Raw genomic sequence first — 23,948 nt, 5'->3', positions numbered from 1 at the left:
TCCAAGGGATTTATCGAATATTGACTTGTTTTTTATCAGTTTCCCTTGTAAAAGGAATTCGTACAATACCGACGATCAATAAAATATTGCCTGTCCATCTTAGCCATAAATAATAGGGATGCTCCTTTAACAGAAACAGTGAGGTAAGGATAATAATCATCCCAATACCAATGAGCAGCTTTATATAAATAGGTATTTTTGACATACATCCACCTCCTTTTATAAAAACTATTTGAATTTATAGAAATGTGGAGAAGGGAAATCATACAAAATACGTAGTAGCCTCATAACAGCGTTACTACGTGTTCGGTCTTATACTCCATTTCGTTTAAAAATAAGAATGAGGATATTTAATAGAATCGTACTTACTAATAAGAATAGGACAGCCAGTACGGAACTTCTTGTAATATCCATAAGAGCACTCCAATCCTCAATCTTCACAAGATGGAAATTATAAAATAATTGGAAACTAATCGAAATAGCACAAGCACTTAGACTTAGTATGCTTAACATTAATCTATAATGTTGGCTTAGTTTCGAAGTAGCTGAAAGACTAGCAATGGGTAACAATATGGCTATTAATCCAAGGACTAGGCTTCCCACATTTAGCATACTCATCATGGAACAGTTCCTCCTTTTTAATTTGAAAACGAAAATAGGAAGGGAAAAGTTTCAATATATTGTAAATTTTACGTTTGCTAAATCTTCCTAATAACTTATGTAAATCCTATTAAACATATGAAGGGTCACTTTGGTTAGAAGTGACCCTAAGTAACAAATCAGGAGGTTGTTAAACTAGTTTAGCTTAACTACTACTATATATATGTTGAGTTCGCTTAGTATATCTAGTTGATTGCCTCTTCAGTAGAAATTAAAACTATAAGTTATTGGAGGACGCGTATTTTCAGTAAAAATCTATAATACCCATACAAAAATAAATAAGGGAGCAAATAGGAGAAAAAGGTAAAATAAATATTCCATCCGTTTTGATAGATGACCCTATCAAAGAAAACAAATATCCCTTCTAAAAGAGTGGTGAGCAATGTCATTAATAATAGAATCAAAAAAGGTTTGTTCGTTATTTTTATGGAATAGATACAGTAGCAGGATAAGACAGGGTATATGCCAACATCAAAAGGGAGTGAAGCAAAACTTTTTTGTTCGGGAAAAGGTAGCACCTCCCAAAAATCGAAATAAAAGCCGAGAGCATTCATGAGATAAGCCACGACGCTAAAAAATGGAGCCACTAAAAAAAGCAATACTTTATCTTTTTTGTATAGATGCATGAGACAAATCGTCCAAGGAATTAGAAAAACTAAAAATAAATGTAAAATCATCTTTTACCCTTTCATTACTAACTAATCTAATCTTAATTAGTATTACTGCAGAACCGTAGAAACATACAGATGTTGGTGATGTGGAAAATAACAAGACGTCAAAAATATTTTATGGATGTGGACAATAATGAGGACGGGAGTTGGACAAAGTGAGTGGAATTGATAAACGAAATCGATTAAGCGAGGAGCCATTTACATATCAAATTACGAAAAAAGGGACTGTCGCTATTTATTACGAGGGGAAACAAATTAAAGTGGTTAAGGAAAAAGAGGCAGAGCGTCTTTTAGCAAAAATCCATGAAGCGGAACAACAGACAATAGAAGTTCAATTATTATTAGCGAAAATGACAGGCAATTTTAAAAGAGGTAATGAAAAAATGGGTCAACATAAAAGAGAGTTTTAGCGATGGAGAATCAAAATTTATGTGACGAATGATTTTTCGATATAATATTTATGCAATTTGAACATCCAATTATTGTATTCTATTTTCCTTTTTAAGGCATTGAGCTAGGCGTAGATCGTGATTTTTCATACTTCATCATCCACTTATAAAAATACAAACGACTGTTATGTCCAATTATAGGGGACTTCAAATGGAGTGCTTTCTTTTGAATTTGAATATTTTGTTAATCATTCGCTTATTTTACCATTTCTGTGGTAATTCATGTTATTCTATATTGGAATAATAAATATGGAGGCGGTAATATGTATTACAGCAATGGTAACTATGAAGCTTTCGCACGTCCTAAAAAACCGGAGGGAGTAGATAAAAAATCTGCTTATCTCATTGGTTCAGGCCTAGCCTCGCTGTCAGCAGCATGTTTTTTAATTCGTGATGGCCAAATGAAAGGTGAGAACATTCATATTCTGGAAGAGTTAGATATTTCAGGAGGTAGTCTTGATGGCATACTTAATCCGACGAGAGGATTTATTATTCGCGGTGGTCGAGAAATGGAAGATCATTTTGAATGCCTATGGGATTTATTCCGTTCCATTCCTTCATTAGAGGTAGACAATGCTTCTGTGTTAGATGAATTTTATTGGTTAAACAAAGAGGACCCTAATTATTCAAAATGTCGTTTAATAAAAGATAGAGGTCAAAGACTTGAGGATGATGGCAAGTTCACCTTATCGGATCAGTCATCTGAGGAAATGATTAAATTATTCTTTACACCTGAGGAAAAGCTAGAGGATAAAAAAATTACAGATGTTTTCTCAGAGGAATTTTTTGAATCGAACTTTTGGCTGTATTGGTCCACTATGTTTGCGTTTGAAAAATGGCATTCAGCAATGGAAATGCGCCGTTATATTATGCGTTTCATTCACCATATTGGTGGATTACCAGATTTATCAGCATTGAAATTTACGAAATATAACCAGTATGAATCGTTAGTGCTGCCGATGATAAAATATTTAGAAGGTCATGATGTTGATTTTCAATATAATACGGTAGTGGAGAATGTTTTGGTCGATAAAGTGGGCGACAAAAAAGTAGCTCATACATTAGTTTTAAGAAAAAATGGTGAGAAAAAGAATATTGAACTTACAGAAAATGAATTGGTATTTGTGACAAATGGTAGTATTACGGAGAGTACAACATACGGGGATAATTATACACCAGCCCCTGTTAATAAAGAATTAGGTGGAAGCTGGTCACTGTGGAAAAACATCGCTGCCCAGGATACTGACTTTGGACGACCAGAAAAATTCTGTGATCATCTTCCAGAAGAAAGCTGGTTTGTTTCCGCCACCCTAACAACTTTAGACGATCGAGTGGCACCTTATATTGAAAAAATTAGTAAAAGAGACCCGTATGCAGGCAAAGTAGTGACTGGAGGGATTGTCACAGCTACAGATTCTAATTGGATGCTAAGCTATACGTTAAACCGACAACCTCACTTTAAACATCAACCAAAAGACCAATTAGTCGTTTGGATTTATGGTTTACTATCAAATAAACCAGGTGATTTTATTAAAAAAAGCATTACGGAATGTTCAGGTATTGAGATAGCACAAGAGTGGCTCTACCATATGGGTGTACCGGTTGATGAAATTCCAGACATCGCCGAAAATTCCTGTAATACGATTCCGTGCTATATGCCTTATATCACCTCTTACTTCATGCCAAGAGCCATGGGAGATCGTCCACTAGTTGTGCCAGAAGGGTCTGCTAATTTAGCCTTCATTGGCAACTTTAGTGAAACTGTAAGAGATACCGTTTTTACAACTGAATATTCAGTAAGAACTGCGATGGAGGCAGTCTATCAATTATTAAATATTGATCGTGGAGTTCCAGAAGTATTCGCATCTTCTTTTGATGTTCGCACATTATTAGCTTCAACTGCTCGCTTATTAGATGGCAAAAAATTAACAGATATTGATGCACCATTTATTTTAAAACAAATTGGTAAATTAGGAATTCACAAAACAAAAGATACGATTATTTATGACTTACTGAAAGAAAGTGAATTAATATAGACAAGCGATACTGGCTGAAATCAGCTCAGAAAATAGACAAAGTCTTGAATAGGACTTTGTCTATTTTTTTCTATTAAAAGCCTAGAAAGATTTAACGGAATTTAATAAAACTATTAAATTTAGTAAAAATATGATATATTAAGACACGGATAATGACAAGATGAAAGAGTGGGAATCATGAAAAAAATAGTGAGTGGTTTACTGGCGCTGGTCGTTTTATTTCAGGTAGGCACTGTCCAAAGTACTGCCTATGCCAGTGAAAAGGATTATGAAATCTACAATGGTAAAGTCGTGAATGCTAGACTGTATGCGCCTATACGAGCTGTAGGTGAAAAGCTAAAAGCCAAGGTAAATTGGGATAATGCTACAAAAACGGCTACGGTCATCACTGACAAGACGGTGATGAAAATGACACTTGGCTCAAAGGTATTAAAAGTCAATAATGAGCAAATTCAAATGGATGTCTCATTACTTTTAGAAAATGGCAGTATTTTTTTACCCATTAGATTTATTGGTGATGCATTAGGACATAGTACGTATTGGGATAAAAAAGCTCGGATGGCTAGTTCCTATTCAGAGCAAAATAGATTCGTTGTTTATGCACAACCACTGTTTTATCGAGATGGCTATAAGCTACTCGATGAGGCGATTAACAAAGTGAAGAATTTGTCGAATGTCGCGCAAAAAAGACAATACTTAAAGCCATACTTTACTGATGAAATGATTAATTTAATTATTATGAGAAATGTAACCTATACAGATTTAGCTCCATATACAACAAGTTATAATTATTATTATCCAAAAGAAACAAATTTGTATATTTATCGTAGAGAGAGTTTACCTAATCAATCTAATGAAATTTCTCAGCAGATTTTAATAACGAAGAGAAATAATCAATGGGTAATAGGTTCTTTGAGCGAAAATATTTATCAGCCTATGCCATAAAACGAAATAAACATCAAAAAAGTCGCCCTTTCGTATAGGCGACTTTTTGATTATATGCATATTAAGGGCTGAGCGCAAGTTTTTCATTGCTTGAGAGCTCTCTACAACTCAAAGCGCATCGTATGGTTCATATCCTGAAACCCAAGTTTTTCATATAAAGCGATAGCTCCTTTATTTCCAGACAGAACGTTCAACTCCAAATAATCCAATTTGCGTGTATCAGCCCATTTTTTCGCTTCTAGCAGTAGGGCCGTTCCAATTCCTTTACTTTGATATCGCTTGCCAACAATGACATCAATAATAAACGCGTATTTGTATTCAACCATGCATGTATAGCGAGGGGTCGTCATTTCCTTTAGTAATAAAAACCCAACGATTTCATGATCTTTTTCAGCAATTAAAATATCGGAATCTTCCTCGATAATTGTAAAGCGAATAAAATTGACATCTTGTTTAGTAGGTCTGATATATTTAGGTTGTAGAATGGACATTTCTAAAAAGAGCTCTTGGTATAACACCTCGATTTGTGGAATGGCATCAAGTGTGGCAATTTTTATTTCCATAGTAATATACCTCCATTTGTGTTTTACTAATATGGAATATTTTACATGATTGGGTGAGTAATAGAAAGGGGAGAGAGCATGAGATTATGGCATGTAGATTTAATAGCCTTCCTACCAAAAGGGCAGCTACTTTCACAATGGCGAGAATTAAATAGTATATTTGCCAAGGAAGATAAGCATATACTCATTAATTATCTATACGAATATCCTAAAGACGACTTGTTTATTTATACGGAAATGGTCATTAGCGAAATGAAAAAGCGTGGCTATCAAATTAGAACATTTGAAAAGATGAACAAATACTTTGAGGAGTTAGGGGCAGTCGAGGAAAAAATACCTTTCAAGCAGCATCATAATAAGGAATATCTTGACATTTGTTTTTATAATTTAAAAGAGAAGTTTATACGCGGTCAGAAAGATTATGATGAGGACAGGTACCAACAATTATGTATGTTTGTCAAAAGCAATCATTTATAAGGAAGGTGGAATGGTCATGCTACAGGCGATTATTTTTGATGTAGATGGAACGATTTTGGATACAGAACAAGCGATTTTACAATCGCTGCAAAGGACATTGCGTGAGGAAACAGCAAAAGAGTATGCTTTGGATGAATTAAGGTTTGCCCTAGGCATTCCAGGGAAGGACACATTACAACAGCTAAACGTTGATAATATAGAGACGGTTCATCAAAAATGGTCTACAGCTGTTCTTGATTTTTCACAGGAGGTTTCGGTCTTTCCCAAATTGGAAGCGGTCATCCAATCCTTAGCAAGTAAACCGATACAGCTCGGCATTGTTACATCGAAAACAAGACAAGAAGTAACAGATGAGTTTGATCCTTTTGGGTTAAGTAATTATTTCACGCAAATTATTAGTGCCAGTGATACGGAGCAACATAAACCTCACCCAGAGCCTCTTTTAGCCTGTCTGGAATTATTGCAGGTAACCCCTGAGGATGCTATTTATATTGGGGATTCGATATATGATTTGCAATGCGCAAAACAAGCAGGAGCCAAATTTGCCCTTGCTCTGTGGGGGGCCAAAACGACTAAGGGGTACGAAGAGGCGGATTATGTTTTACAGGAACCGAAGGATATTTTAACGCTCATTTAAAAAAGGTGTATCTACTAGTGATACACCTTTCATCATTAATCCCAAATTTTCGGGATCGTCACTTTTGCTGTTCGTAAATAATCCAGTAATTGCCCCGTATGAACGGATTCATGGTAGGCAACCCTCAGCAACATATCTCCCAAATCTCTTATGTATCCTACATCTGAGCGGTCAATTTGAATCCTTGTTAAATCCTCATTCGCGAATGATTGAACCATTTCCATAAATTCAAGTCGATAAGGCTCTGCCCATAATAGTTCTGCTTCAACAGTGGTGTAAGGCCGGTTTTCAAATGGAGATTCATACGTAGCTAGACTGCCTTTATTTTTAATCGCCTGGTGGTAATAATGTTCACTTTCAAGCACATGTCGTATCATCTCGATACAAGACATTGCCTCATGATCGGGCTTCCAACGTAACTGTTCTTGGGGGATAGATGTCCATAGCTTAATACTACGTCTCCGCACTTCCTCGAAATTTAATACAAGTAGATCAATTGCGTTCATATTCTTCCTCCATTCGCTAATATACTAAAATTATACACGAATATATGTTCCGTTGGAAGTTATTTCTACCAATCTAGAGGACGGTTTTTCAATTGTTTATGTAAAAAATCTATAAACTTGGCTTGCGCTCTTTTTTTCTTCATCATCTGATTGACTCGTCAATTCTAACATTTTTTCTTTTTGTCCCAAATCTTTAAGGATTGAGAGTAGCAACAGATAATTCTTTTTAAGATTAAATGTAAAAAATTACTTTTTATAGAAGGTATATTCCAATTGGGTGTTGAATTAATAAAGTGTGTAACAAAATACCAAAAATAGGAGGTTTTATTATGTCGAAGGCGAAAAAAATAATTTTGCCAGTATTAATGATCTTTACTATTTTTTGTTTAGGTTTTTCTCCAGCTCAAGATATGTCCGTGCAAGCTAAGGATTCTTCGAGTGTTGTTGTAGTTTCTGGCAAACTTGCTAAGGAACTGGTAAATGCGACGCTCCGAGCAGTCAAGGAGGGTGAAGTTGAGAATGTAGCTCCTGTGTCTGCTTTTGATTTGGAAGGTTCGAGTGTGTACACTGTTGGTGGTGGAGTTACGGTTGTTACAGTTCCTTTGCATGGGGATTATAGCCTTCCTAGTAATATAACAGTATTCTTCGATGAGGATAATACTGTATTACAAACAAATGAAATGTTGGTTACCAAGAATGATTTAGGAAACTTCCGAGTTGAGACGTATTTGGATGGATCACGTAGTAATTCTGTGGATACTGAGCTTGCATATATTACAGATGAAGAGATGCTTGCAGAGGAGCCAGTTATGGAAGCGACGGGTGTAGGAGCAGTGGCAAGTTGTCTGGGTGCAGTACTTGGTATTGGTGCTACGGCGGCATATATTATTGCAGTTGCGTGTGGTGGTTCGTGTGCAACACCGACACCAGTGACTGCTGCGATATGTGCTGCATGTATTGGTGCATATGCAGTTATTGGTGCCGGTGGTATTGCCGGAGCGGTAGCTTGTTTCAATTACCTGTGAGGTGAATAGATGCATAAGGTTTTGGCAATCTCGATTTTGGGAATGGGTATAACTGGGGCCGTTTTAATCATCTCGGTCGCGTTGTTATTCAAATCTCCAATTGGAAATGTGGTACTGATGGTTACAGCTGCTTCAACAATAGCATTCATTATATTCGCTGTTGCAGCTTTAGTATTTCGTCGGCGATTAGATGCAAAAAGAGAGTAATATATTTATTAAATTAATAAAGAGAATAAAAGGGGTTGGGAAAAACAATCTCTACTTAAAAAGCCTGTGAATTTTGACGAACAGTTAAAATTCACAGGCTTTAAATTTTTATCTGAAGCTATTAGAAAATGGAAATTAAAGATTTATAATGTTTTATATATCGAAGAAGGAAATAAAGAACAAAAACAATGAAAACAATAATAAATTAAACACTAGTCACAAAAAAATATTAGGAGTGCATGTATTCGTAAATAGAGCTACCATTTTCGCTTTCCTTTTGGTAGCGAATTAATAGAATATTTTGGTTTAATAAGGGGATTTTTTGTTTATTTGTATTATATTGTGCTTCATTATTGATGGTTCTGGGAAAATTCCTAAGTTTATATCGATGAGGATTTACTCAAAAACAAAAAACCTACTATATTTACAACTGATTATGTTCACTTTTTTTAGTTATGGCAAAACAATATTATTATGCTTACTTTCAATGTTAATAACGATTAACCAAATGAATGAAGTAGACCGTTCTTATCTCGCATATTCAATGACCGAAAAATGGGAGGGGCACTCATAGGAAGTACCCCATAGTAACAAATCAGGAGATGCCTAGTTAAACGCTTTTCGCTTAACATTACTATTTATATGATAAGATAACTAGGATTTATAGACCATCATAACGATTTCGCAATAAAAAAGGGATCTATTTATCGACTTTAGGATAAATGTAAAAAAATAAACCAGGTACCCTTTATTTAGGCGTACCTGGTTTATTGTATGAATGAGGATGAAATTGTTTATGTAATAATTGGATGCCTATAAAAATACTGCTGACACCGATAATTCTTACTAATACATTTTGGAGAAATTGCTTGTCGTCTACAGTGATTACGACGAACATGAGACCCATCGTTAGTAATGCAGAGCCAATGAGCCCTTTTATTATTCTCATAAAAATACTCGGTTTATAATGCTGCAAAAAACGAATCGCTCCTTTGTGAAAAGCAAAAGGATCACTAGGCTGGTTTAAGTGACCCTTTCATTATATTGAAGGGATTTTTTTAGGTGCTAATGGGATGTATTAGTATCCACCACTCATAAAACTAGCGCCAACGATAATTAAAAGAATGAAAAGAACTACGATTAATACAAAAGATGAACCGTTATAGCTGCCGCCATTGTCGCCGCCATAATAACAACCGCCGTTGTTCATATTACCTACATTTCCGCCGTATCCGTATCCCATTGAAGATCCCCCCTTTCTACAACCTATAATATGTAGGAGGGGAGGGCAGAGAAATGGTATTTACCCTGTACTAGCTTATTTATTTTCAAGAATATCATAATGTAAGGAAATCTAGCGAGCCAAAAGGAAAAGAAGGGTATTCTCTCCGCTTGTATGATCACGCCTAAAAAGAATCCGCATCTCGGGTTCTTTTTTTAATAAGGAAACGATCTAAATGTGTCTTAGTGTTCAAAATATGGAAGAAAATATTCCTAAATATAACATTTGATGTTGATATTTTTACATAATATGTTATTTTAATATAGGTAATATAGTACCAAATAATAACTATATTGACGAAAATTATAAATAGGACTATAGGAGGATATAGAATGAAGAAAAAATTTACATTCAATCAGTTGTTAATTGGGGTTAGTACAATGGCCATTTCGTTAGGTGGACTACAGGCGGAAGCATCGGCAGCAGAAAAAACGCCGTATAATGTATTACAAATGAAACCCATTGGCATAGAAATGTCGAAAGATGAAATGGTGCATTCGACAATGGCTGAAGAAACATTATCCTATGAAGAACGTTTAGAAATTGGAGATTTTTCACAACATCCAGCACCAATTATGGAACAGATGGATACACAGCAATTGCAGGAGCAGTACTCGATGGCAGAGCTTAATAAAATGAGCGATCGTGACCTCATCCATACGCTGGGCAGTATCCGTTGGTACCAAATTACAGACTTATTCCAATTTAATGATGACACAAAAGCTTTTTATCAAAATGAAGAGCGTATGCAAGTAATCATTAATGAATTAGGGAATAGAGGGAATTCATTTACGAAGGATGATTCAAAGGGGATTGAAACATTTGTTGAGGTACTGCGTTCTGCTTTTTATGTAGCGTTCTATAATGATGAACTAGGTTATTTAAATGAGAGAAGTTTTCAAGATAAGTGTTTACCAGCCTTAAATGAAATAGCCAAAAATCCAAACTTTAAACTTGGTACAGATGAGCAAGATAAAGTTGTATCTGCCTATGGAAAATTAATAGGTAATGCTTCTAGTGATGTGGAAACCGTTCAACATGCTACGAACATTTTAAAACAATATAATGAAAATCTTTCTACCTATGAAAGTGAGAATTCAAAAGGACAAGCTATTTACGATTTAATACACGGCATTGATTATGATATGCAGTCGTATTTATATGAGACTCGTAAAGAGGCCAATACAACGATGTGGTATGGGAAGATTGATAGCTTCATAGAGGAAGTTAATAACATTGCTCTACTACATAATGTGACGGATAGCAATAGTTGGTTAATTAATAATGGCATTTATTATGCAGGACGTTTAGGGCAATTCCATAGCAATCCAAATAAAGGTTTAGAAGTGGTTACACAAGCGATGCATATGTATCCTTATTTAAGTGAAGCTTATTTTGTGGCAGTAGAGCAAATTACGACAAATTATGGTGGACGTGATTTAAACGGAAATACGGTTGATTTACAAAAAGTACGCGAAGAAGGAAAAAAACAGTATCTACCGAAAACATATACATTTGATGATGGATCCATTGTATTCAAAACGGGAGATCAAGTAACAGAAGATAAAATTCAAAGATTATACTGGGCTGCAAAAGAGGTAAAGGCACAATATCATCGTGTCATCGGGAATGATCAAGCACTAGAGCCTGGTAATGCTGACGATATCTTAACCGTTGTCATTTATAACTCTCCTGATCAGTACCGACTAAACCGTCAATTGTACGGATATGAAACAAATAATGGTGGTATTTATATAGAAGAGACTGGAACATTCTTTACATATGAACGAACACCCGAGCAAAGTATTTATAGCTTGGAAGAGCTGTTCCGTCATGAATATACGCACTTTTTACAAGGTAGATTTGAGGTGCCTGGTTTATTCGGGACGGGGGATATGTATCAAAATGAGCGACTAACATGGTTCCAGGAAGGGAATGCAGAATTTTTTGCAGGGTCAACACGTACAAATGATGTTGTGCCTCGTAAGAGCATTATTAGTGGGCTGTCACAGGATCCATCACAACGCTATACTGCTGAACAAACAATGTTTGCCACATATGGTTCCTGGGATTTTTATAATTATTCATTTGCATTACAGTCTTATATGTATACGCATCAATTCGATATGTTTGATAGAATTCAAGATTTAATCCGCGCGAACGATGTGAAAAATTATGATGCCTATCGTGACACTTTGAGTAAAGATTCACAGCTGAATATGGAATACCAAGCGTATATGCAGCAATTGATCGATAACCAAGAAACATACGAGGTACCACAAGTAGCAGAGGATTATTTAATGCCGCATGAACCAAAAGCGTTAACCGAAGTACAGCAAGAAATTGTCGATATTGCACATGTGAAAGATGCAAATATGACGAAACACCAGTCTCAATTTTTTAATACGTTTACACTCGAGGGAACATATGTAGGTGGTGCTACACAGGGTGAATCTCAAGATTGGAAAACGATGAGTGAGCAAGTAAATCAAGTGCTAGCGCAACTGTCTCAAAAAGAGTGGAGCGGCTATAAAACAATGACTGCGTACTTTGTCAACTATCGAGTAAATGCGGCAAACCAGTTCGAGTATGATGTAGTATTCCACGGCGTTTCCACTGATGACGGAGAAACGCAAGCACCAATTGTACAGGTAAATGGTCCGTATACTGGCATAATCAATGAAAAAATTCAATTTAACAGTGATGGGTCAAAGGATACGGATGGAGAAATAGTTTCTTATCTTTGGGATTTTGGTGATGGCGCAACAAGTGAAGCAGCAAACCCTACGCATGTTTACGAAAATGAAGGAACTTACAAAGTGACGTTAACTGTGAAAAATAATAAGGGACAAGAAAGTAAAGGGCAAACAACTGCCACTATACGGAAAGGAGGACAGACAGGGCAAGAACATGCGACGATCATTCCATTTAATAAACCACTAAAAGGTAGTTTGATTGATAATGATACAAATATCTATCAATTTGACATTACATCGCCAGAAGAAATAGATATTTCTGTTGTAAATGAAAATCAAATTGGCATGACATGGGTGCTTTATCATGAATCTGATAAGCAAAACTATGTAGCGTATGGACAGGAAGATGGACAGACAATACAAGGTAAGTACAATGCGAAACCAGGAAAGTATTATTTATACGTTTATAAGTTTGATGATGAAAATGGAACATATACTGTTCAAGTACAAAATAGTACAAAAACGGAGATTGAACCAAACAATCGTCCAGAAGAAGCCACTATGCTTCCATTTCATACACCACTAAACGGTAGTTTAATGGAGGATGATCATACGGATGTATACGAATTCAATGTTACATCTCCTAAAGAAATAGATATTTCTGTTGTAAATGAAAATCAAATTGGCATGACATGGGTGCTATATCATGAATCTGATAGTCAAAATTATGCGTCTTTTGGACAGGAAGACGGAAACATGATAAACGGTAAATTGAATGCAAAGCCTGGAAAGTATTATTTATATGTTTATAAATTTGAGAATGAGAACGGAACATATACCGTTCATGTACAGTAATGAATGGATAGAAGGTAAATAACAGTTTAAAAATATGACAAAGCCATCGAGAGTTCACACTCTTGATGGCTTTTATAGCATAAGTTAAAGGGCAGCGACACATAAGATAGGCAGCTCGACTCGCCGTAGTGGTGATCATCGGCTATATGTTTTTGAGCTCTACATATTAAAAGATAGTCGGTATCATACCTCCGTCCATACGAATCGGAGAGCCTTTAAAGGCGGAAGCATAGGGACTACAAATAAAGGTCGTGATTCGCCCAATTTCAATGGGTTTGATGAATCGTTGTATTTCCGATTGAGGGAGGTTTGTAGTCATAAATTTGTGCTCTTTCTCGGTAAAGCTCATCTCTTGATTAGCATACATGCTATCAATGATTGCATACACATTCTCAGAAAGTGTTGGGCCAGGCATAATTGTATTGACAGTAACCTCTGTTCCTTTGGTTAATTGAGATAGGCTTTTTGACAAAGAGAGGAGCATCGTTTTTGTCATACAATATTGAGGCATTTGCCCAGAAGGCATAATGGCTTCTTCACTGGCGATAAAAATAATGCGGCCGAACTCATTTTCTAGCATTGTAGGTAAGTAAAATTTACATAGACTATTAGCTGCCAAAACATTCGTACGGAAGTATTTTTCCCATATCTCATCGTCAACATCTTCATAGGACATCATTTCATAAATACCCATATTGTTCACGAGTATATCTATATGGGGATACTTTTCGAATAAAGCTTCTCTTTGCTGGGTATCTGCAAGATCGGCTGTGGCATTTTGAGGAGACGTAGATGGGTAAGCTGACTTTATTTCATTTACAATGCGTTCTACCTCATTATAATTTCGCCCATTAATGAGTACATGAACACCTTCCTTGGCAAGCTCAAAAGCAATGGCTTTCCCTATACCTCTCGTTGATCCAGTAACTAAAGCTGTTTTATTGTTCAATCCCATATCCATACGCTATTTCTCCTTTATTATTATAGTAATTTAATCATTTGTTTCTATCTGTTTAGTACGCCAATTTGCTGGTGTATCACCTTTCCAAAGGCGGAAGGCACGATAGAACGAGTTTTGATCTTCATAGCCAATTAAAAAGGCGACCTCTTTAATATCAAGAGAGGGGTCTGCTAAATAAACCTGCGCCTGCTCCTGTCTAACTTCCATTAACAGATGCTTAAAGCTCGTACATTCGTCTGAAAGTCGACGCTGTAAAGTACGGTCGCTCATCCCTAACTCGCTGGCAACCGTCTGAATGTCTGGGCGTCCTCCCATTAAGCTACGTTTTATCATCCACTTGACCGTCTCGGTAAGCGAACGGCTTTGTTGGTGCTCGCTCAACGATTGATCTAGAAGCGGAGTCAGCATCTCTAATAGCTCCAAATTATATGAAGAAAAGGGACGGTCTAAATCCGCTCGATGTAACGTCAACCGGGTACATTTTGTACCTATCTGGATACGACAACCGAAATAGGCTTCAAGTATTTGTATATCACCCATTGAATGTGAAAATTCAACGCATTTTACTGTCAAGGGACTATCCGTTCCTCGCCGTCCAAGCTCAAGAAGAAAGGCCAGTGTGAGGCCAACAAGCATCGGCGGACCCGGCTGCTCCCTATCTGACCATTGCAGCTCGATTGTACAATTCTCTCCCTCCTCCGTAATACGGAGGCTCTCAGGCGGGCACAATTGTTTGTAGCGTGCCATTCTCTTGAGAGCATCACGGAAATCACGAGCATGGTAAGCTGCTAAGACGGTTGGTGGGTAATGCTTGCTATCAAAGCTAGTTGCCAGTTGGATGATTCCTTTAGCCATGTCGTCCATGTGATCGGCATATGCCTGCCAAATCGCGTAATATTGTGCTAGCGAAACAGTTGGTTCAGTCATCAAAGTGATAGGTACTTGTGCTTTTCGCATGACATCGTGAGGGGCTATCCCTAATTGACGGAGCCCCTCCCAAAATCCTACCGGCATTTTAATACGAGTAGAGGTATGTAACGTCAATGTATCAGGCTCCTTTATTCATTGATTGTCTTTAAGAAGTTTCGTTTAAACGGAACAGTATATATAGTATCTTTTTCATCACGCCATGTAACTAGCAAACGCTGACTACCAACTTGCAAATTGCGCCAAATTTTTTTGAATGACAACGGGGCATTACTTTTCGAAAATAACCGGTACATATATAGAAGTATCAGAAAGAATTTAATTGTCATCAAGTTATTCTACTACTAGGAACGGAATTACATTGTGTAACATATTTTTATAAACATCCTTTTGGTTATTTTCTTATAGTGTTTACGTAAAATCAAAATTTTACTAGATACAGCCTAGTCATATTGGTATAAAGTAGTAAATATAGGAAATTGATATAGATATTATTAAGGTTTGAAAGGTTGTAGCTGTAAATGAAAAAAAGTTTTTTATTATTATTATTTTTAGTTGTACTGATGTATGGATGTTCTAACGGAGTAAAGGAGACACCTACTGCTAAAGCTGAGGATGCTGAAAAAATAGTCACAAACGATCAAGAAAGGCAAAAGCAAGTGGTCAATCGTCAATTATACGAAAAACTCTCTGAAGCAGTTGAAACATTAGGTTATACATATGACATGCATACTTTTGCAGAAAATGAACATGATAGAGGAGTTTTGTATGCGGAATTAGTCGATTTTGATAATGATGGTGTTAACGAGGTTTATACATTCATGAAAGGAATTGACTACCCATTATCCGCCTATTCTCATCGTAATAAAGATAATTACATACAAGAAATTTGGACGGGAAATGCTAATGGAGAAGATGCGTTGCTATCTTTTTCAAGTGAAATTGACAAATTAGTATGTTCCGCTTGTGACATGAATGTTTCTTTAGTAAAGGGGAAGGATGGTCGTACTTTCCTTAAAATGTTTTCCCATCAAATGAGTCAAGGTATTGCTAATAACAACATATGGGTTTACGCAAAGGATCCTAAAAAATCAGAGATGGACTTAGTTGTGTCCGGTAATTTCGGTCATAATAATGAAGGCGACCTTTTTTATACATTAAATGATGAGGAAACAGATCGAATGACGTTCGAAGAAGAATTTGCACGATATGATGGAGAGGAACGCCCCATACTGATTAGTAATTTTGCTGAGAAAAATTACGGCTTTGACGCTTCAAGTCCAGCCACTATTGTTGGAAAAACCCTTGCAACTCTTGCGCCGAGTGTAAATAATATTGTAGGCAAAGAAGAATTACTTGAGAAGGATAAAAAGAAAGAGATTGTTGATGCATTAGATGAATTTAGTAGTATGAGACAAATTAATCATCATGACCTGCAAATTGTCATGTCTTTAGTGTTAGACGTTGTCCAAAGGTACAATATTGATCATGAGTATTCGGAAAACGGCGAAATGGTTTTCGATGGAGCTATCGTTCAAGCGAAATATAAAGAAGCATTCGGTGTTGAACTTGCTATAGATAGTATGAATTTTCCATCGAGAGATAGCCAAGACATTGTAACCTATGAGTTAGGTAAGTTTTATATCTATCCCACTGGCTTTTATTTCGATTCCATTCATCGTAATTATCAAGATGTCTATAAGGTATCTAATGATGTATATTATGTAACATTTCTTGACTCTGAATTCAATAGCTTAGATTATTCCTTAACAAAAGATGTGACGGTCACTTCTGAGGAAATGTTCAAGAAGGACATTGCAAGTTGGCCAATGGATGCTCGGGAATTGCTAAAGCCAAATATACAAAGATATGCGGTGGTTAAATATGTGGATGGAGAACCAAAAGTTCAATATATGGGCGTACAAAATTTAACAGATAACCAATTACAAACGTTTTAAATCAAACAAATTTTGATACAGTTCTTCGTATCATTCCGACAGGTGAAATATGATACTATAAACTAATAGTATGTATGTTGGAGGGATAATAGTGAAAGCAGAAAAACGTTTAAGGTTTTGCGAAAAAGGACATAGTTTTTACAAAAGCACGGATTGTCCAAGCTGCCCGACCTGCGATAAAGAAAATAAGCCTACGAGTGGTTTCCTTTCAAAACTGAGTTCTCCTGCAAGAAATGCCTTAGTTCACGAGGGGATTGATACCTTGCATGAACTATCCAAATACACCGAAAAAGATCTATTAAAAATTCATGGAATTGGACCAGCGTCAATCCCCATGATGAGGGCTTCATTGGAAGAAGAGGGACTATCATTTAAGCGTGAGGGAGAAAACTAAAATGACAAATAAAGAACTATCAGTTGAACAACGCGAGGAACTATTGCAAACATTGCAAGCTCGATTTGAGAAAAATATGAATCGCCACGAAGGCCTTCTGTGGACAAATATACAGGCTAAGCTGGAAGCGAATGTAGACAAACTGTGGTCGCTCCATGAAATGGAAGCAACTGGCGGAGAACCGGATGTCGTTCACTATCATCCAAATTCGGATGAATATATGTTTTATGATTGTTCGGCAGAAAGTCCAAAAGGTCGCAGAAGTGTATGCTATGACCGAGAGGCATGGGAAGCAAGAAAAAATCATAAACCCGAAACGACCGCAATGGATATGGCAGCAGAAATGGGGATTGAGCTTTTAACGGAAGAACAATATCGAGAGTTACAGCAACTAGGTAAATTCGATTTAAAAACATCAAGCTGGATTCAAACCCCTGAAAAAATCCGTAAACTGGGCGGGGCTATCTTCTGTGATCGTCGCTACGACACAATCTTCCTCTATCATAATGGGGCAGATTCTTATTATGCAGCTAGAGGTTTTCGAGGATCACTGAAGGTTTAAGTGGAAAATAATCATGAAAAAACAATTTTCTCTAGGTAATCAATTGACTTGATTACCTGAGTTTTTTTAGAAATACACGCAAACATATAATGAGCCAAATAATTGTTTATGGTTTTTTTTACTTAGTACTAGACAAATATGGTTTTTTATTATACAATGATATTAATAAAATCGGTCCTAAAGAAACAATGAATTCACATATTACAAAGAGTAATCGTGTTTTTTTGATACTTTTTGCAATATGTGAATTTTTTCTTGAACGATGTAAGATTTTATTTAATACAATTAATGGAGGTCATTCAAATGACACAAGGTACAGTAAAATGGTTTAACTCAGAAAAAGGTTTTGGATTCATCGAAGTAGAAGGCGGACAAGACGTATTCGCACACTTCTCAGCTATCCAAGGTGAAGGTTTCAAATCACTTGAAGAAGGCCAAAAAGTAGAATTCACAATCGAAGATGGTCAACGTGGACCACAAGCTGCAAACATCGTAAAACTTTAATATTTGCATGCTTTCAATACCCATTATCGGGTAATAATAAAACCAGGCGCTCATTTATAATGAGTACCTGGTTTTTTTCTATGGATTACATAAGAGCTCTTACAATAGAGTGGGATTTTATTACATTTATATGTCTTATGATTACTTCTACACTATTTATCCCATGATAAAGATAGATGGGGGGTGTTGGTTCATGGATTATGAATATACAGTGAAGTTCCACTTTAACGAAAGTCGCGAAGAAGAATATAAAATTAAAACTAATATTGGACAAGAAACTTTTACAGAAGAAGTTTTTAATGGGTTCAACGAGAAACCATGGTATACCTTTACGGAAACAGAACATTTTAAATCGATATTAATTAATACGAAAGACGTTTATAAGGTATCCATCGTGCAACAGACTATCCAATTTGATTAATTTTATGTCGAAGGCCATATCCCATGTCGGAGTGGCTTTTTATCATGTCGTCCGTAATGAAAAGGGAGGCGGAAAAAATTAAAAGAGTCACCCGAAAGTGACTCAAAAAATAGATAGGTACATGGATTATTGTTATTACCAGTATTGGAGGATTTATTGTTTTCACGGGACGGATTAATAGGGTGTTCCCTTATAAAGATATTAATATGAATTATACAGGAAAGCAGCTCCAACGATTATGAGAAGTATGAATAGAACAACGAGAAGTGCAAACCCTGTACCATTCCCGTAGCCTCCACCGTTACCACCATAGTATCCAGACATAATGATAAACCTCCTTTCGATAATTTATAATATGTATGCCTAACCAGATGATTAGCGATAAATGTCATAGGACACATCAGAAAAAAGTTAAAAATTGAATTCATGAAGGAGAAATTGAATGGGATACAAAAGGAAACAGATAAAGTGGAACGGTGTGGATATTTTTAACGGAGACTAAGCGATTAACGAACTGTATGAAATTCGACGATCAAAAAATGCAAGCGCACGAGCACATGCTTCAGATAGAGACTACACCTATTTGAACCATCATTACATATTCATGTTTCGCCTTTTTTCTTTTCTTGCATAATATGTTCTAAGGATGGTATTAAATACAGAAGTGGAAATAATTATATACCAAGGAGCCCCGATCTCCCCTGTCGTAATCCGATCATAAATTCCCCAAACCATTACAGAGGCTAATAAAAACACAGCCGTATATCTTTCTGATTTTGGATAAATTTTATACTTTTTATAGTCATGCTCACTAATGATTAACCACCTCTTTCATTTTTTATGGGACTATATTTTATTTGGGGAACCACTAAAATACAGGCTGATGAAGAATGTCAAAAGGAAGCATAGGGCTTTCAATTAACCTAATATTGGAATATTAAGTAATGATAAGTATACTATAAAATGTGCTGTAAATAATCAATGGGGGCGATGAAACGGTAGGTGGTTAAGCTTTTATTTGGCAAACTGTGTTGCAACGTATAATTCACAACGCTTTATATGTGCGTACTGTGGCAGTTACATAATATGCCTTTAAACGAAATTCAAGCCCACCAATGTCTGATTTTTCCGCTCATGCATGGAATCTGAATCTAAATTTATAGTGTGGAATACATCTGGCTGACGTAGATGAGCCGTGCTTGATTTAAACTTTTTTATCTCTCAAAGAATGAAGATGTTTGATAGGGAAGGTATGGAAACCACCATTGTCGTTATGGTGGAAAGGAGTGGATAGCTGCAATTGATGGGGCTGTAAAACGAAAATAACTAGAAGTGGGCCAGGTACTTATTCATGTTTTATTTTATCTGATTGATAGAAGGAGGATTTGAATGAAAAGTTTAGCAGGGACACTATCATTATGTTTTTCATTTACATTATTCATCTATTTGTTTGGCATAAAAATGGAGCATTCCGTCAAATATGATGCAGGACTCTTTTTCCTCCCCGTTATTTTACTAGGGCTTTCCCTCTTTTTCTTTATTTCAGATTACAAAATAAATAGTAAAAGCAAGGGAAGGGGATGACACTACATTATTCAGTAAAGCGTCAATTGGATGAAGACTTCGAAGCTTAAAGCTGAATAATCTTTTTTAGTAAGCATCCTCCGATAATTTGAATGCTTTTTAATATGTATCTAACTGGAGGGCTGAACAAATGGTAAATGGTAAAGTATGAGCCCTCCGTTAGCACAGTAAATAACTAATTCTACTTCTTCAAATCAGAGGCTAACATGCCATACACAATGCTATCGGTCGTCCATTCATTTTTACTCCAAAAATCTTGTGTGAAATGGGCTTCTTTTCTCATGCCTATTCGTTCACATAATTTTTGTGAAGCGATATTTCGTGCATCCAGCATAGCTTGTAGACGATGTATATTAAAAACATCAAATAATTGAACTACTAAACTACTTACTGCTTCGGTTGCCAAACCTTTCCCAGCCACTTCATTGGAAAAGCTATATCCAATTTCAACAGTATCTTTCATATCTGTATACCATACAGATAAATCACCAATGACTTTATTCTTATAGACAACTGCCAAACTTAACATTGACTCTTGAGAGAGTAAAATATTTGCTAGTTTCTTATTAAAATTTTTCTCCTTATTTTCATGTGTCCATTGATTATGTAATAGGAATTTACAAGTATCTTCATTATTATAAATCGCAAATACATCCTGTAAATCGGTATTCTTGAAAGGTCTAATTATTAATCTTTCTGTTGTGAATTCCAAGCTAGCTCGCCTCCCTTTCATTCATTCTACAAAATTAACCAAAACCTACAATGTTCAGGTGCTTAATGAAAACCTTACATATGAGTAAAAAATATGACCCTGTACCTTTTGATGTTTATTGAAAGTTTGGGGGGAGGACAGACCGACGTTCTAGCTATTATATATGGTTGAAGAGTGGAGGGCTCTCGTTTCGGGAACTTAAAGTTGCAGTACGTCTAGACTGTAGCTGGTGTTATAATAGTAGCAGGTGCATGGATTTATAATTAAATGGTAGATTTTTTTGAAGCTAAAGCTTACTGAAATGCAAAAAATGATGGTGAAAAAGCAAAAAATCTTTCATCTAGTTAAGGATGCAGTTTACCTGCAAAAACGCTAATATGGACTTCGATTATACAGACCATGGGAATCCCAAAGCACACCCTAAAGTTTCGCATAGACATGATTGGCTGAATGGACAAAGAGGAGCGGGCTATTAAAAATGAGTCTAGAAGAATACATTGAATTGCAAAAAAATATCAATTGGGCCAGGATTTAAAAAAGTATTATTTATCTAGGTAAAAGATTCTTTTGCTCAGGATTTTAATAGTATAGATGAACTTTTTGAAAATGCTACAATCGATGGAAACACTTTATCTAATATTTATCATGAATTAGAATAAATAATTTAAAGCACTTAAACTCAGGACTCAATTAATTTTGTGAGCCTGGTTTTTTTTATTACCATGAAAAAAGTCACTATGATTTTGCTAATTTCATTTTTTGTGTAACAACTCTAATAAAAAATACGATTCTTTACGAAACAATCACATTTCCCCCGAAAACCCCCGAAATCAAACAAAAAGCATGTCTTTGTACATTCACACAAAACCTTGCTATAATAAGGTTTGCGAATACATATGAAAGAGGGTAAAAGCATGAACGCTTATGATGAATATATGAAGCAGGTTGTGAAACCGATGCGTGAGGAGCTAGTGGGAGCTGGGTTTACGGAGCTGACGACGGCTGAAGCGGTAAATGAATTTATGGCAGAGACGAAGGGGACTTCGTTAGTAGTCATTAACTCTGTGTGTGGTTGTGCGGCAGGGCTTGCTCGTCCAGCAGCGCGTGAGGCGATTGCGGCAGTGAAGCCGGATCATCTTGTGACAGTGTTTGCGGGGCAGGACCCAGAGGCGACTGCAGCAATGCGCGGTTATTTTGATGAAGTACCACCAAGCTCACCTTCCATGGCGATTTTAAAGGATGGGGAATTGGCTTACTTTATTCCACGTGAACAAATTGAAGGCTTCCCTGTGGAGCAAATTGTTTCCCATTTAGCTGGCGTATTAGAACAAACATGCGAGCAATAAATACGATTGTAACAACAGCGGGCAGACCAGACGATGAATCGATGGCGCTCGCTGCTTTTGCGTGTCAAACATTAGGGGCTGCATTTGAGCCGAGGAAAAAGCGCTCTGTTCGGAAGATGTCACAGGCGTTTCAGGCAAATATTATAGTGGCGGGGAAAAATCGCTATGATTATTATGCTTTTGGGGCAGAGGAGCCGTTTTTCTTCCATCCCAATTCTGCGGCATTTCGCTTAAAACGGATTGCTCGAGGTGAGGCAGAGCCATTTTTAGAGGCCGCGCAGCTTCAGCTAGGAGACACAGTGCTGGATTGTACGCTTGGACTAGCGGCGGATGCGATGTTAGCCGCTTATATCGTTGGGGAAACTGGGCGCATTGTAGGCCTAGAGGCAAATCCAAATGTCGCCTTTATTGTCCGGCAGGGCATGCAAAGTTATGATACAACAGAGCTACCGTTAACGGCCTGTATGCGACAAATCGAGGTCGTTCAGTCCGAGGCAGTTCATTATTTAAAAACATTACCAGCGAATGCGTTTGATGTCGTTTATATGGATCCTATGTTCGAGGAAGTTATTGAAGAGTCCAATAATTTCGAGGCATTGCGCTTAGCGGGTGAGCATGTTACTTTAACCGATGAATGGGTGCAAGAAGCGAAGCGGGTCGCGAAAAAGCGTGTGGTGCTGAAGGCTCATTTTCGATCAGAATGGTTTACGAAGTATCATTTTCAGCAATATGAGCGAGTGACAGCTAAGTTTCATTATGGTGTTCTCGAAGTGTAGGGGCTTGTTTTAAGACAGGCCTCTATTTAATTATAGGGAAATAATAAGGAGGCTCCAAATCTATATGACGAATAGCGAAATTAGAACCGCTTTTGAACTAGATTTATTAGCCAAAGCACAATCATTGAAAGCTACAAAACCTCCGAGTCCGTGGGAGCATGAAACGATCATTCCTGCCAATGGTGTACTAGCCTGTGGATGGGATCAAGATGAAAATATCATCCTCATAAGTGGGTCAGGCTATAGTATTACTGAACCGATAACGGGTCTTTGCCTTCATCGTGAACGAGATGCGGAATGGACGGAGGACTGTATCAGTGAGGACCGCTTAACCTTTCATTCTCCATTATTAAAGAAACCTATCGCCATTTTTGGCTTGGAAGCGGGGGATGGGATACATGTGACATTAGATGGCTGGCAGGTTGACGTCATTTACCCATGGTGGCCACGTGTAACCGTAGTCCTCGATTATCTATTTACACCCCGTTATAGCTATTTAAGCAATGCTACAGCTATTGATATACAGCGTTTGGATGGTGCTATAAAATGTGGATTTTCTCCTTCTGGTAAACATTTAATGATGATGGGATCAGGTGGTGCTTTAATCTATTCGAGAAAAGAATGACAGTCCATTTGATAACTCTATTTATTTTTGAACGATAATTTGGTTGATGTTTGAGAGATTTTATAATTAGTGCTTTACAATTTTAATATAGAGTGCTATAATTAAAAACGTGCTATTTTAGGTGGCATATTTCAGTAATCTGGCATTCTGCTTTTTGTTTTTGTAGATA

General features: G+C 36.7%; 28 protein-coding genes. 17 read left to right on the top strand and 11 right to left on the bottom strand.

Annotation, left to right across the window (positions count from 1 at the left end; all coding sequences use genetic code 11):
• Nucleotides 1-10 precede the first annotated feature (10 nt).
• The 3 genes from AC07YC_RS17410 to AC07YC_RS17400 form a co-directional block, all read right to left on the bottom strand.
• A complete protein-coding gene (locus AC07YC_RS17410; RefSeq protein ID WP_336634943.1) occupies nt 11-205 on the bottom strand; it encodes a hypothetical protein in 195 nt (64 codons plus the stop codon).
• Between the two features lie 107 nt (nt 206-312).
• A complete protein-coding gene (locus AC07YC_RS17405) occupies nt 313-621 on the bottom strand; it encodes a hypothetical protein (RefSeq protein ID WP_494919987.1) in 309 nt (102 codons plus the stop codon).
• 263 nt (nt 622-884) lie between these two features.
• Nucleotides 885-1,286 carry a CBO0543 family protein gene (locus AC07YC_RS17400; RefSeq protein WP_336634941.1) on the bottom strand — a complete coding sequence of 134 codons (402 nt, stop codon included), beginning with the start codon at nt 1,284-1,286 and terminating at the stop codon, nt 885-887.
• Between the two features lie 200 nt (nt 1,287-1,486).
• On the opposite strand from AC07YC_RS17400, the gene AC07YC_RS17395 reads away from it, so the two are divergent.
• The 3 genes from AC07YC_RS17395 (at nt 1,487) to AC07YC_RS17385 (ending at nt 4,761) form a co-directional block, all read left to right on the top strand.
• Nucleotides 1,487-1,741: a hypothetical protein gene (locus AC07YC_RS17395; protein WP_336634940.1), complete on the top strand. Its 255-nt coding sequence runs from the start codon at nt 1,487-1,489 to the stop codon at nt 1,739-1,741.
• Nucleotides 1,742-2,043: 302 nt separating this feature from the next.
• Nucleotides 2,044-3,816, top strand: a complete 1,773-nt coding sequence (locus tag AC07YC_RS17390; RefSeq protein ID WP_494919986.1) for an oleate hydratase — start codon at nt 2,044-2,046, stop codon at nt 3,814-3,816.
• A 177-nt stretch (nt 3,817-3,993) separates the two neighbouring features.
• Nucleotides 3,994-4,761: a copper amine oxidase N-terminal domain-containing protein gene (locus AC07YC_RS17385; RefSeq protein WP_494919985.1), complete on the top strand. Its 768-nt coding sequence runs from the start codon at nt 3,994-3,996 to the stop codon at nt 4,759-4,761.
• Between the two features lie 101 nt (nt 4,762-4,862).
• On the opposite strand, the gene AC07YC_RS17380 is transcribed toward AC07YC_RS17385, so the two are convergent.
• Nucleotides 4,863-5,324, bottom strand: coding sequence for a GNAT family N-acetyltransferase (locus AC07YC_RS17380; protein ID WP_402797569.1), 462 nt, complete (start codon nt 5,322-5,324; stop codon nt 4,863-4,865).
• A gap of 78 nt (nt 5,325-5,402) precedes the next feature.
• On the opposite strand from AC07YC_RS17380, the gene AC07YC_RS17375 reads away from it, so the two are divergent.
• Both AC07YC_RS17375 and AC07YC_RS17370 read left to right on the top strand, forming a co-directional pair.
• On the top strand, nt 5,403-5,801 hold the full coding sequence (locus tag AC07YC_RS17375) for a pyrimidine dimer DNA glycosylase/endonuclease V (protein ID WP_494919984.1): 399 nt from the start codon (nt 5,403-5,405) through the stop codon (nt 5,799-5,801).
• Between the two features lie 16 nt (nt 5,802-5,817).
• Nucleotides 5,818-6,438 carry an HAD family hydrolase gene (locus AC07YC_RS17370; protein ID WP_494920023.1) on the top strand — a complete coding sequence of 207 codons (621 nt, stop codon included), beginning with the start codon at nt 5,818-5,820 and terminating at the stop codon, nt 6,436-6,438.
• A gap of 35 nt (nt 6,439-6,473) precedes the next feature.
• Here the strand turns inward: AC07YC_RS17370 and AC07YC_RS17365 are convergent, their stop codons facing one another.
• Nucleotides 6,474-6,944: a DinB family protein gene (locus tag AC07YC_RS17365; protein WP_494919983.1), complete on the bottom strand. Its 471-nt coding sequence runs from the start codon at nt 6,942-6,944 to the stop codon at nt 6,474-6,476.
• A gap of 329 nt (nt 6,945-7,273) precedes the next feature.
• On the opposite strand from AC07YC_RS17365, the gene AC07YC_RS17360 reads away from it, so the two are divergent.
• The 3 genes from AC07YC_RS17360 to AC07YC_RS17350 all read left to right on the top strand — a co-directional run bounded on the left by AC07YC_RS17360 (nt 7,274) and on the right by AC07YC_RS17350 (nt 8,368).
• A complete protein-coding gene (locus AC07YC_RS17360) occupies nt 7,274-7,969 on the top strand; it encodes a hypothetical protein (protein WP_336634935.1) in 696 nt (231 codons plus the stop codon).
• A gap of 9 nt (nt 7,970-7,978) precedes the next feature.
• On the top strand, nt 7,979-8,176 hold the full coding sequence (locus AC07YC_RS17355) for a hypothetical protein (protein ID WP_031419964.1): 198 nt from the start codon (nt 7,979-7,981) through the stop codon (nt 8,174-8,176).
• 66 nt (nt 8,177-8,242) lie between these two features.
• Complete coding sequence (locus tag AC07YC_RS17350) at nt 8,243-8,368, top strand: hypothetical protein (RefSeq protein ID WP_494919982.1); 126 nt, start codon at nt 8,243-8,245, stop codon at nt 8,366-8,368.
• 556 nt (nt 8,369-8,924) lie between these two features.
• On the opposite strand, the gene AC07YC_RS17345 is transcribed toward AC07YC_RS17350, so the two are convergent.
• Entirely contained in the window at nt 8,925-9,152 is a 228-nt protein-coding gene (locus AC07YC_RS17345) for a hypothetical protein (RefSeq protein WP_336634934.1), read from the bottom strand.
• A 102-nt stretch (nt 9,153-9,254) separates the two neighbouring features.
• Entirely contained in the window at nt 9,255-9,386 is a 132-nt protein-coding gene (locus AC07YC_RS17340) for a YjcZ family sporulation protein (protein WP_175423118.1), read from the bottom strand.
• Between the two features lie 404 nt (nt 9,387-9,790).
• On the opposite strand from AC07YC_RS17340, the gene AC07YC_RS17335 reads away from it, so the two are divergent.
• Nucleotides 9,791-13,009 carry a collagenase gene (locus AC07YC_RS17335; RefSeq protein ID WP_494919981.1) on the top strand — a complete coding sequence of 1,073 codons (3,219 nt, stop codon included), beginning with the start codon at nt 9,791-9,793 and terminating at the stop codon, nt 13,007-13,009.
• A gap of 166 nt (nt 13,010-13,175) precedes the next feature.
• On the opposite strand, the gene AC07YC_RS17330 is transcribed toward AC07YC_RS17335, so the two are convergent.
• Together AC07YC_RS17330 and AC07YC_RS17325 are read right to left on the bottom strand one after the other, a co-directional pair.
• On the bottom strand, nt 13,176-13,970 hold the full coding sequence (locus AC07YC_RS17330; protein ID WP_217580989.1) for an SDR family NAD(P)-dependent oxidoreductase: 795 nt from the start codon (nt 13,968-13,970) through the stop codon (nt 13,176-13,178).
• Nucleotides 13,971-14,000: 30 nt separating this feature from the next.
• Entirely contained in the window at nt 14,001-14,984 is a 984-nt protein-coding gene (locus tag AC07YC_RS17325; RefSeq protein ID WP_494920022.1) for an AraC family transcriptional regulator, read from the bottom strand.
• Nucleotides 14,985-15,418: 434 nt separating this feature from the next.
• Here AC07YC_RS17325 and AC07YC_RS17320 point away from each other — a divergent pair, with 434 nt between their 5' ends.
• The 5 genes from AC07YC_RS17320 to AC07YC_RS17300 all read left to right on the top strand — a co-directional run bounded on the left by AC07YC_RS17320 (nt 15,419) and on the right by AC07YC_RS17300 (nt 18,736).
• Entirely contained in the window at nt 15,419-16,855 is a 1,437-nt protein-coding gene (locus AC07YC_RS17320) for a hypothetical protein (protein WP_494919980.1), read from the top strand.
• Nucleotides 16,856-16,946: 91 nt separating this feature from the next.
• Nucleotides 16,947-17,249: an RNA polymerase alpha subunit C-terminal domain-containing protein gene (locus tag AC07YC_RS17315; protein ID WP_025117081.1), complete on the top strand. Its 303-nt coding sequence runs from the start codon at nt 16,947-16,949 to the stop codon at nt 17,247-17,249.
• Nucleotide 17,250: 1 nt separating this feature from the next.
• Complete coding sequence (locus AC07YC_RS17310; protein ID WP_494919979.1) at nt 17,251-17,811, top strand: DUF4256 domain-containing protein; 561 nt, start codon at nt 17,251-17,253, stop codon at nt 17,809-17,811.
• A 303-nt stretch (nt 17,812-18,114) separates the two neighbouring features.
• Nucleotides 18,115-18,315: a cold-shock protein gene (locus AC07YC_RS17305; RefSeq protein WP_008175097.1), complete on the top strand. Its 201-nt coding sequence runs from the start codon at nt 18,115-18,117 to the stop codon at nt 18,313-18,315.
• Nucleotides 18,316-18,508: 193 nt separating this feature from the next.
• On the top strand, nt 18,509-18,736 hold the full coding sequence (locus tag AC07YC_RS17300) for a hypothetical protein (protein ID WP_036125478.1): 228 nt from the start codon (nt 18,509-18,511) through the stop codon (nt 18,734-18,736).
• 201 nt (nt 18,737-18,937) lie between these two features.
• Here the strand turns inward: AC07YC_RS17300 and AC07YC_RS17295 are convergent, their stop codons facing one another.
• On the bottom strand, nt 18,938-19,060 hold the full coding sequence (locus AC07YC_RS17295) for a YjcZ family sporulation protein (RefSeq protein ID WP_080709324.1): 123 nt from the start codon (nt 19,058-19,060) through the stop codon (nt 18,938-18,940).
• 1,441 nt (nt 19,061-20,501) lie between these two features.
• Complete coding sequence (locus AC07YC_RS17290; RefSeq protein WP_494919978.1) at nt 20,502-21,032, bottom strand: GNAT family N-acetyltransferase; 531 nt, start codon at nt 21,030-21,032, stop codon at nt 20,502-20,504.
• 914 nt (nt 21,033-21,946) lie between these two features.
• Here AC07YC_RS17290 and AC07YC_RS17285 point away from each other — a divergent pair.
• The 3 genes from AC07YC_RS17285 (at nt 21,947) to AC07YC_RS17275 (ending at nt 23,779) form a co-directional block, all read left to right on the top strand.
• On the top strand, nt 21,947-22,378 hold the full coding sequence (locus AC07YC_RS17285) for a BrxA/BrxB family bacilliredoxin (RefSeq protein ID WP_144787882.1): 432 nt from the start codon (nt 21,947-21,949) through the stop codon (nt 22,376-22,378).
• Nucleotides 22,366-23,154, top strand: a complete 789-nt coding sequence (locus tag AC07YC_RS17280; protein ID WP_144787881.1) for a class I SAM-dependent methyltransferase — start codon at nt 22,366-22,368, stop codon at nt 23,152-23,154. The genes AC07YC_RS17285 and AC07YC_RS17280 overlap by 13 nt, the downstream gene beginning before the upstream one ends.
• Nucleotides 23,155-23,218: 64 nt before the next feature.
• Nucleotides 23,219-23,779, top strand: a complete 561-nt coding sequence (locus AC07YC_RS17275) for a hypothetical protein (RefSeq protein WP_494919977.1) — start codon at nt 23,219-23,221, stop codon at nt 23,777-23,779.
• Nucleotides 23,780-23,948 lie beyond the last annotated feature (169 nt).

The organism is Lysinibacillus sp. GW247-5R2A (assembly GCF_059424475.1).
The sequence above is the reverse complement of the archived record's forward strand: the minus strand, read 5'-3'. Positions and strand labels throughout refer to the sequence as shown.

Coding starts and splice junctions, on each gene's coding strand:
- AC07YC_RS17410 (WP_336634943.1), bottom strand. CDS start 205: ATGTCAAAAATACCTATTTATATAAAGCTGCTCATTGGTATTGGGATG.
- AC07YC_RS17405 (WP_494919987.1), bottom strand. CDS start 621: ATGATGAGTATGCTAAATGTGGGAAGCCTAGTCCTTGGATTAATAGCC.
- AC07YC_RS17400 (WP_336634941.1), bottom strand. CDS start 1,286: ATGCATCTATACAAAAAAGATAAAGTATTGCTTTTTTTAGTGGCTCCA.
- AC07YC_RS17390 (WP_494919986.1), top strand. CDS start 2,044: ATGTATTACAGCAATGGTAACTATGAAGCTTTCGCACGTCCTAAAAAA.
- AC07YC_RS17385 (WP_494919985.1), top strand. CDS start 3,994: ATGAAAAAAATAGTGAGTGGTTTACTGGCGCTGGTCGTTTTATTTCAG.
- AC07YC_RS17380 (WP_402797569.1), bottom strand. CDS start 5,324: ATGGAAATAAAAATTGCCACACTTGATGCCATTCCACAAATCGAGGTG.
- AC07YC_RS17375 (WP_494919984.1), top strand. CDS start 5,403: ATGAGATTATGGCATGTAGATTTAATAGCCTTCCTACCAAAAGGGCAG.
- AC07YC_RS17370 (WP_494920023.1), top strand. CDS start 5,818: ATGCTACAGGCGATTATTTTTGATGTAGATGGAACGATTTTGGATACA.
- AC07YC_RS17365 (WP_494919983.1), bottom strand. CDS start 6,944: ATGAACGCAATTGATCTACTTGTATTAAATTTCGAGGAAGTGCGGAGA.
- AC07YC_RS17360 (WP_336634935.1), top strand. CDS start 7,274: ATGTCGAAGGCGAAAAAAATAATTTTGCCAGTATTAATGATCTTTACT.
- AC07YC_RS17355 (WP_031419964.1), top strand. CDS start 7,979: ATGCATAAGGTTTTGGCAATCTCGATTTTGGGAATGGGTATAACTGGG.
- AC07YC_RS17340 (WP_175423118.1), bottom strand. CDS start 9,386: ATGAACAACGGCGGTTGTTATTATGGCGGCGACAATGGCGGCAGCTAT.
- AC07YC_RS17335 (WP_494919981.1), top strand. CDS start 9,791: ATGAAGAAAAAATTTACATTCAATCAGTTGTTAATTGGGGTTAGTACA.
- AC07YC_RS17330 (WP_217580989.1), bottom strand. CDS start 13,970: ATGGATATGGGATTGAACAATAAAACAGCTTTAGTTACTGGATCAACG.
- AC07YC_RS17325 (WP_494920022.1), bottom strand. CDS start 14,984: ATGCCGGTAGGATTTTGGGAGGGGCTCCGTCAATTAGGGATAGCCCCT.
- AC07YC_RS17320 (WP_494919980.1), top strand. CDS start 15,419: ATGAAAAAAAGTTTTTTATTATTATTATTTTTAGTTGTACTGATGTAT.
- AC07YC_RS17310 (WP_494919979.1), top strand. CDS start 17,251: ATGACAAATAAAGAACTATCAGTTGAACAACGCGAGGAACTATTGCAA.
- AC07YC_RS17305 (WP_008175097.1), top strand. CDS start 18,115: ATGACACAAGGTACAGTAAAATGGTTTAACTCAGAAAAAGGTTTTGGA.
- AC07YC_RS17300 (WP_036125478.1), top strand. CDS start 18,509: ATGGATTATGAATATACAGTGAAGTTCCACTTTAACGAAAGTCGCGAA.
- AC07YC_RS17295 (WP_080709324.1), bottom strand. CDS start 19,060: ATGTCTGGATACTATGGTGGTAACGGTGGAGGCTACGGGAATGGTACA.
- AC07YC_RS17285 (WP_144787882.1), top strand. CDS start 21,947: ATGAACGCTTATGATGAATATATGAAGCAGGTTGTGAAACCGATGCGT.
- AC07YC_RS17280 (WP_144787881.1), top strand. CDS start 22,366: ATGCGAGCAATAAATACGATTGTAACAACAGCGGGCAGACCAGACGAT.
- AC07YC_RS17275 (WP_494919977.1), top strand. CDS start 23,219: ATGACGAATAGCGAAATTAGAACCGCTTTTGAACTAGATTTATTAGCC.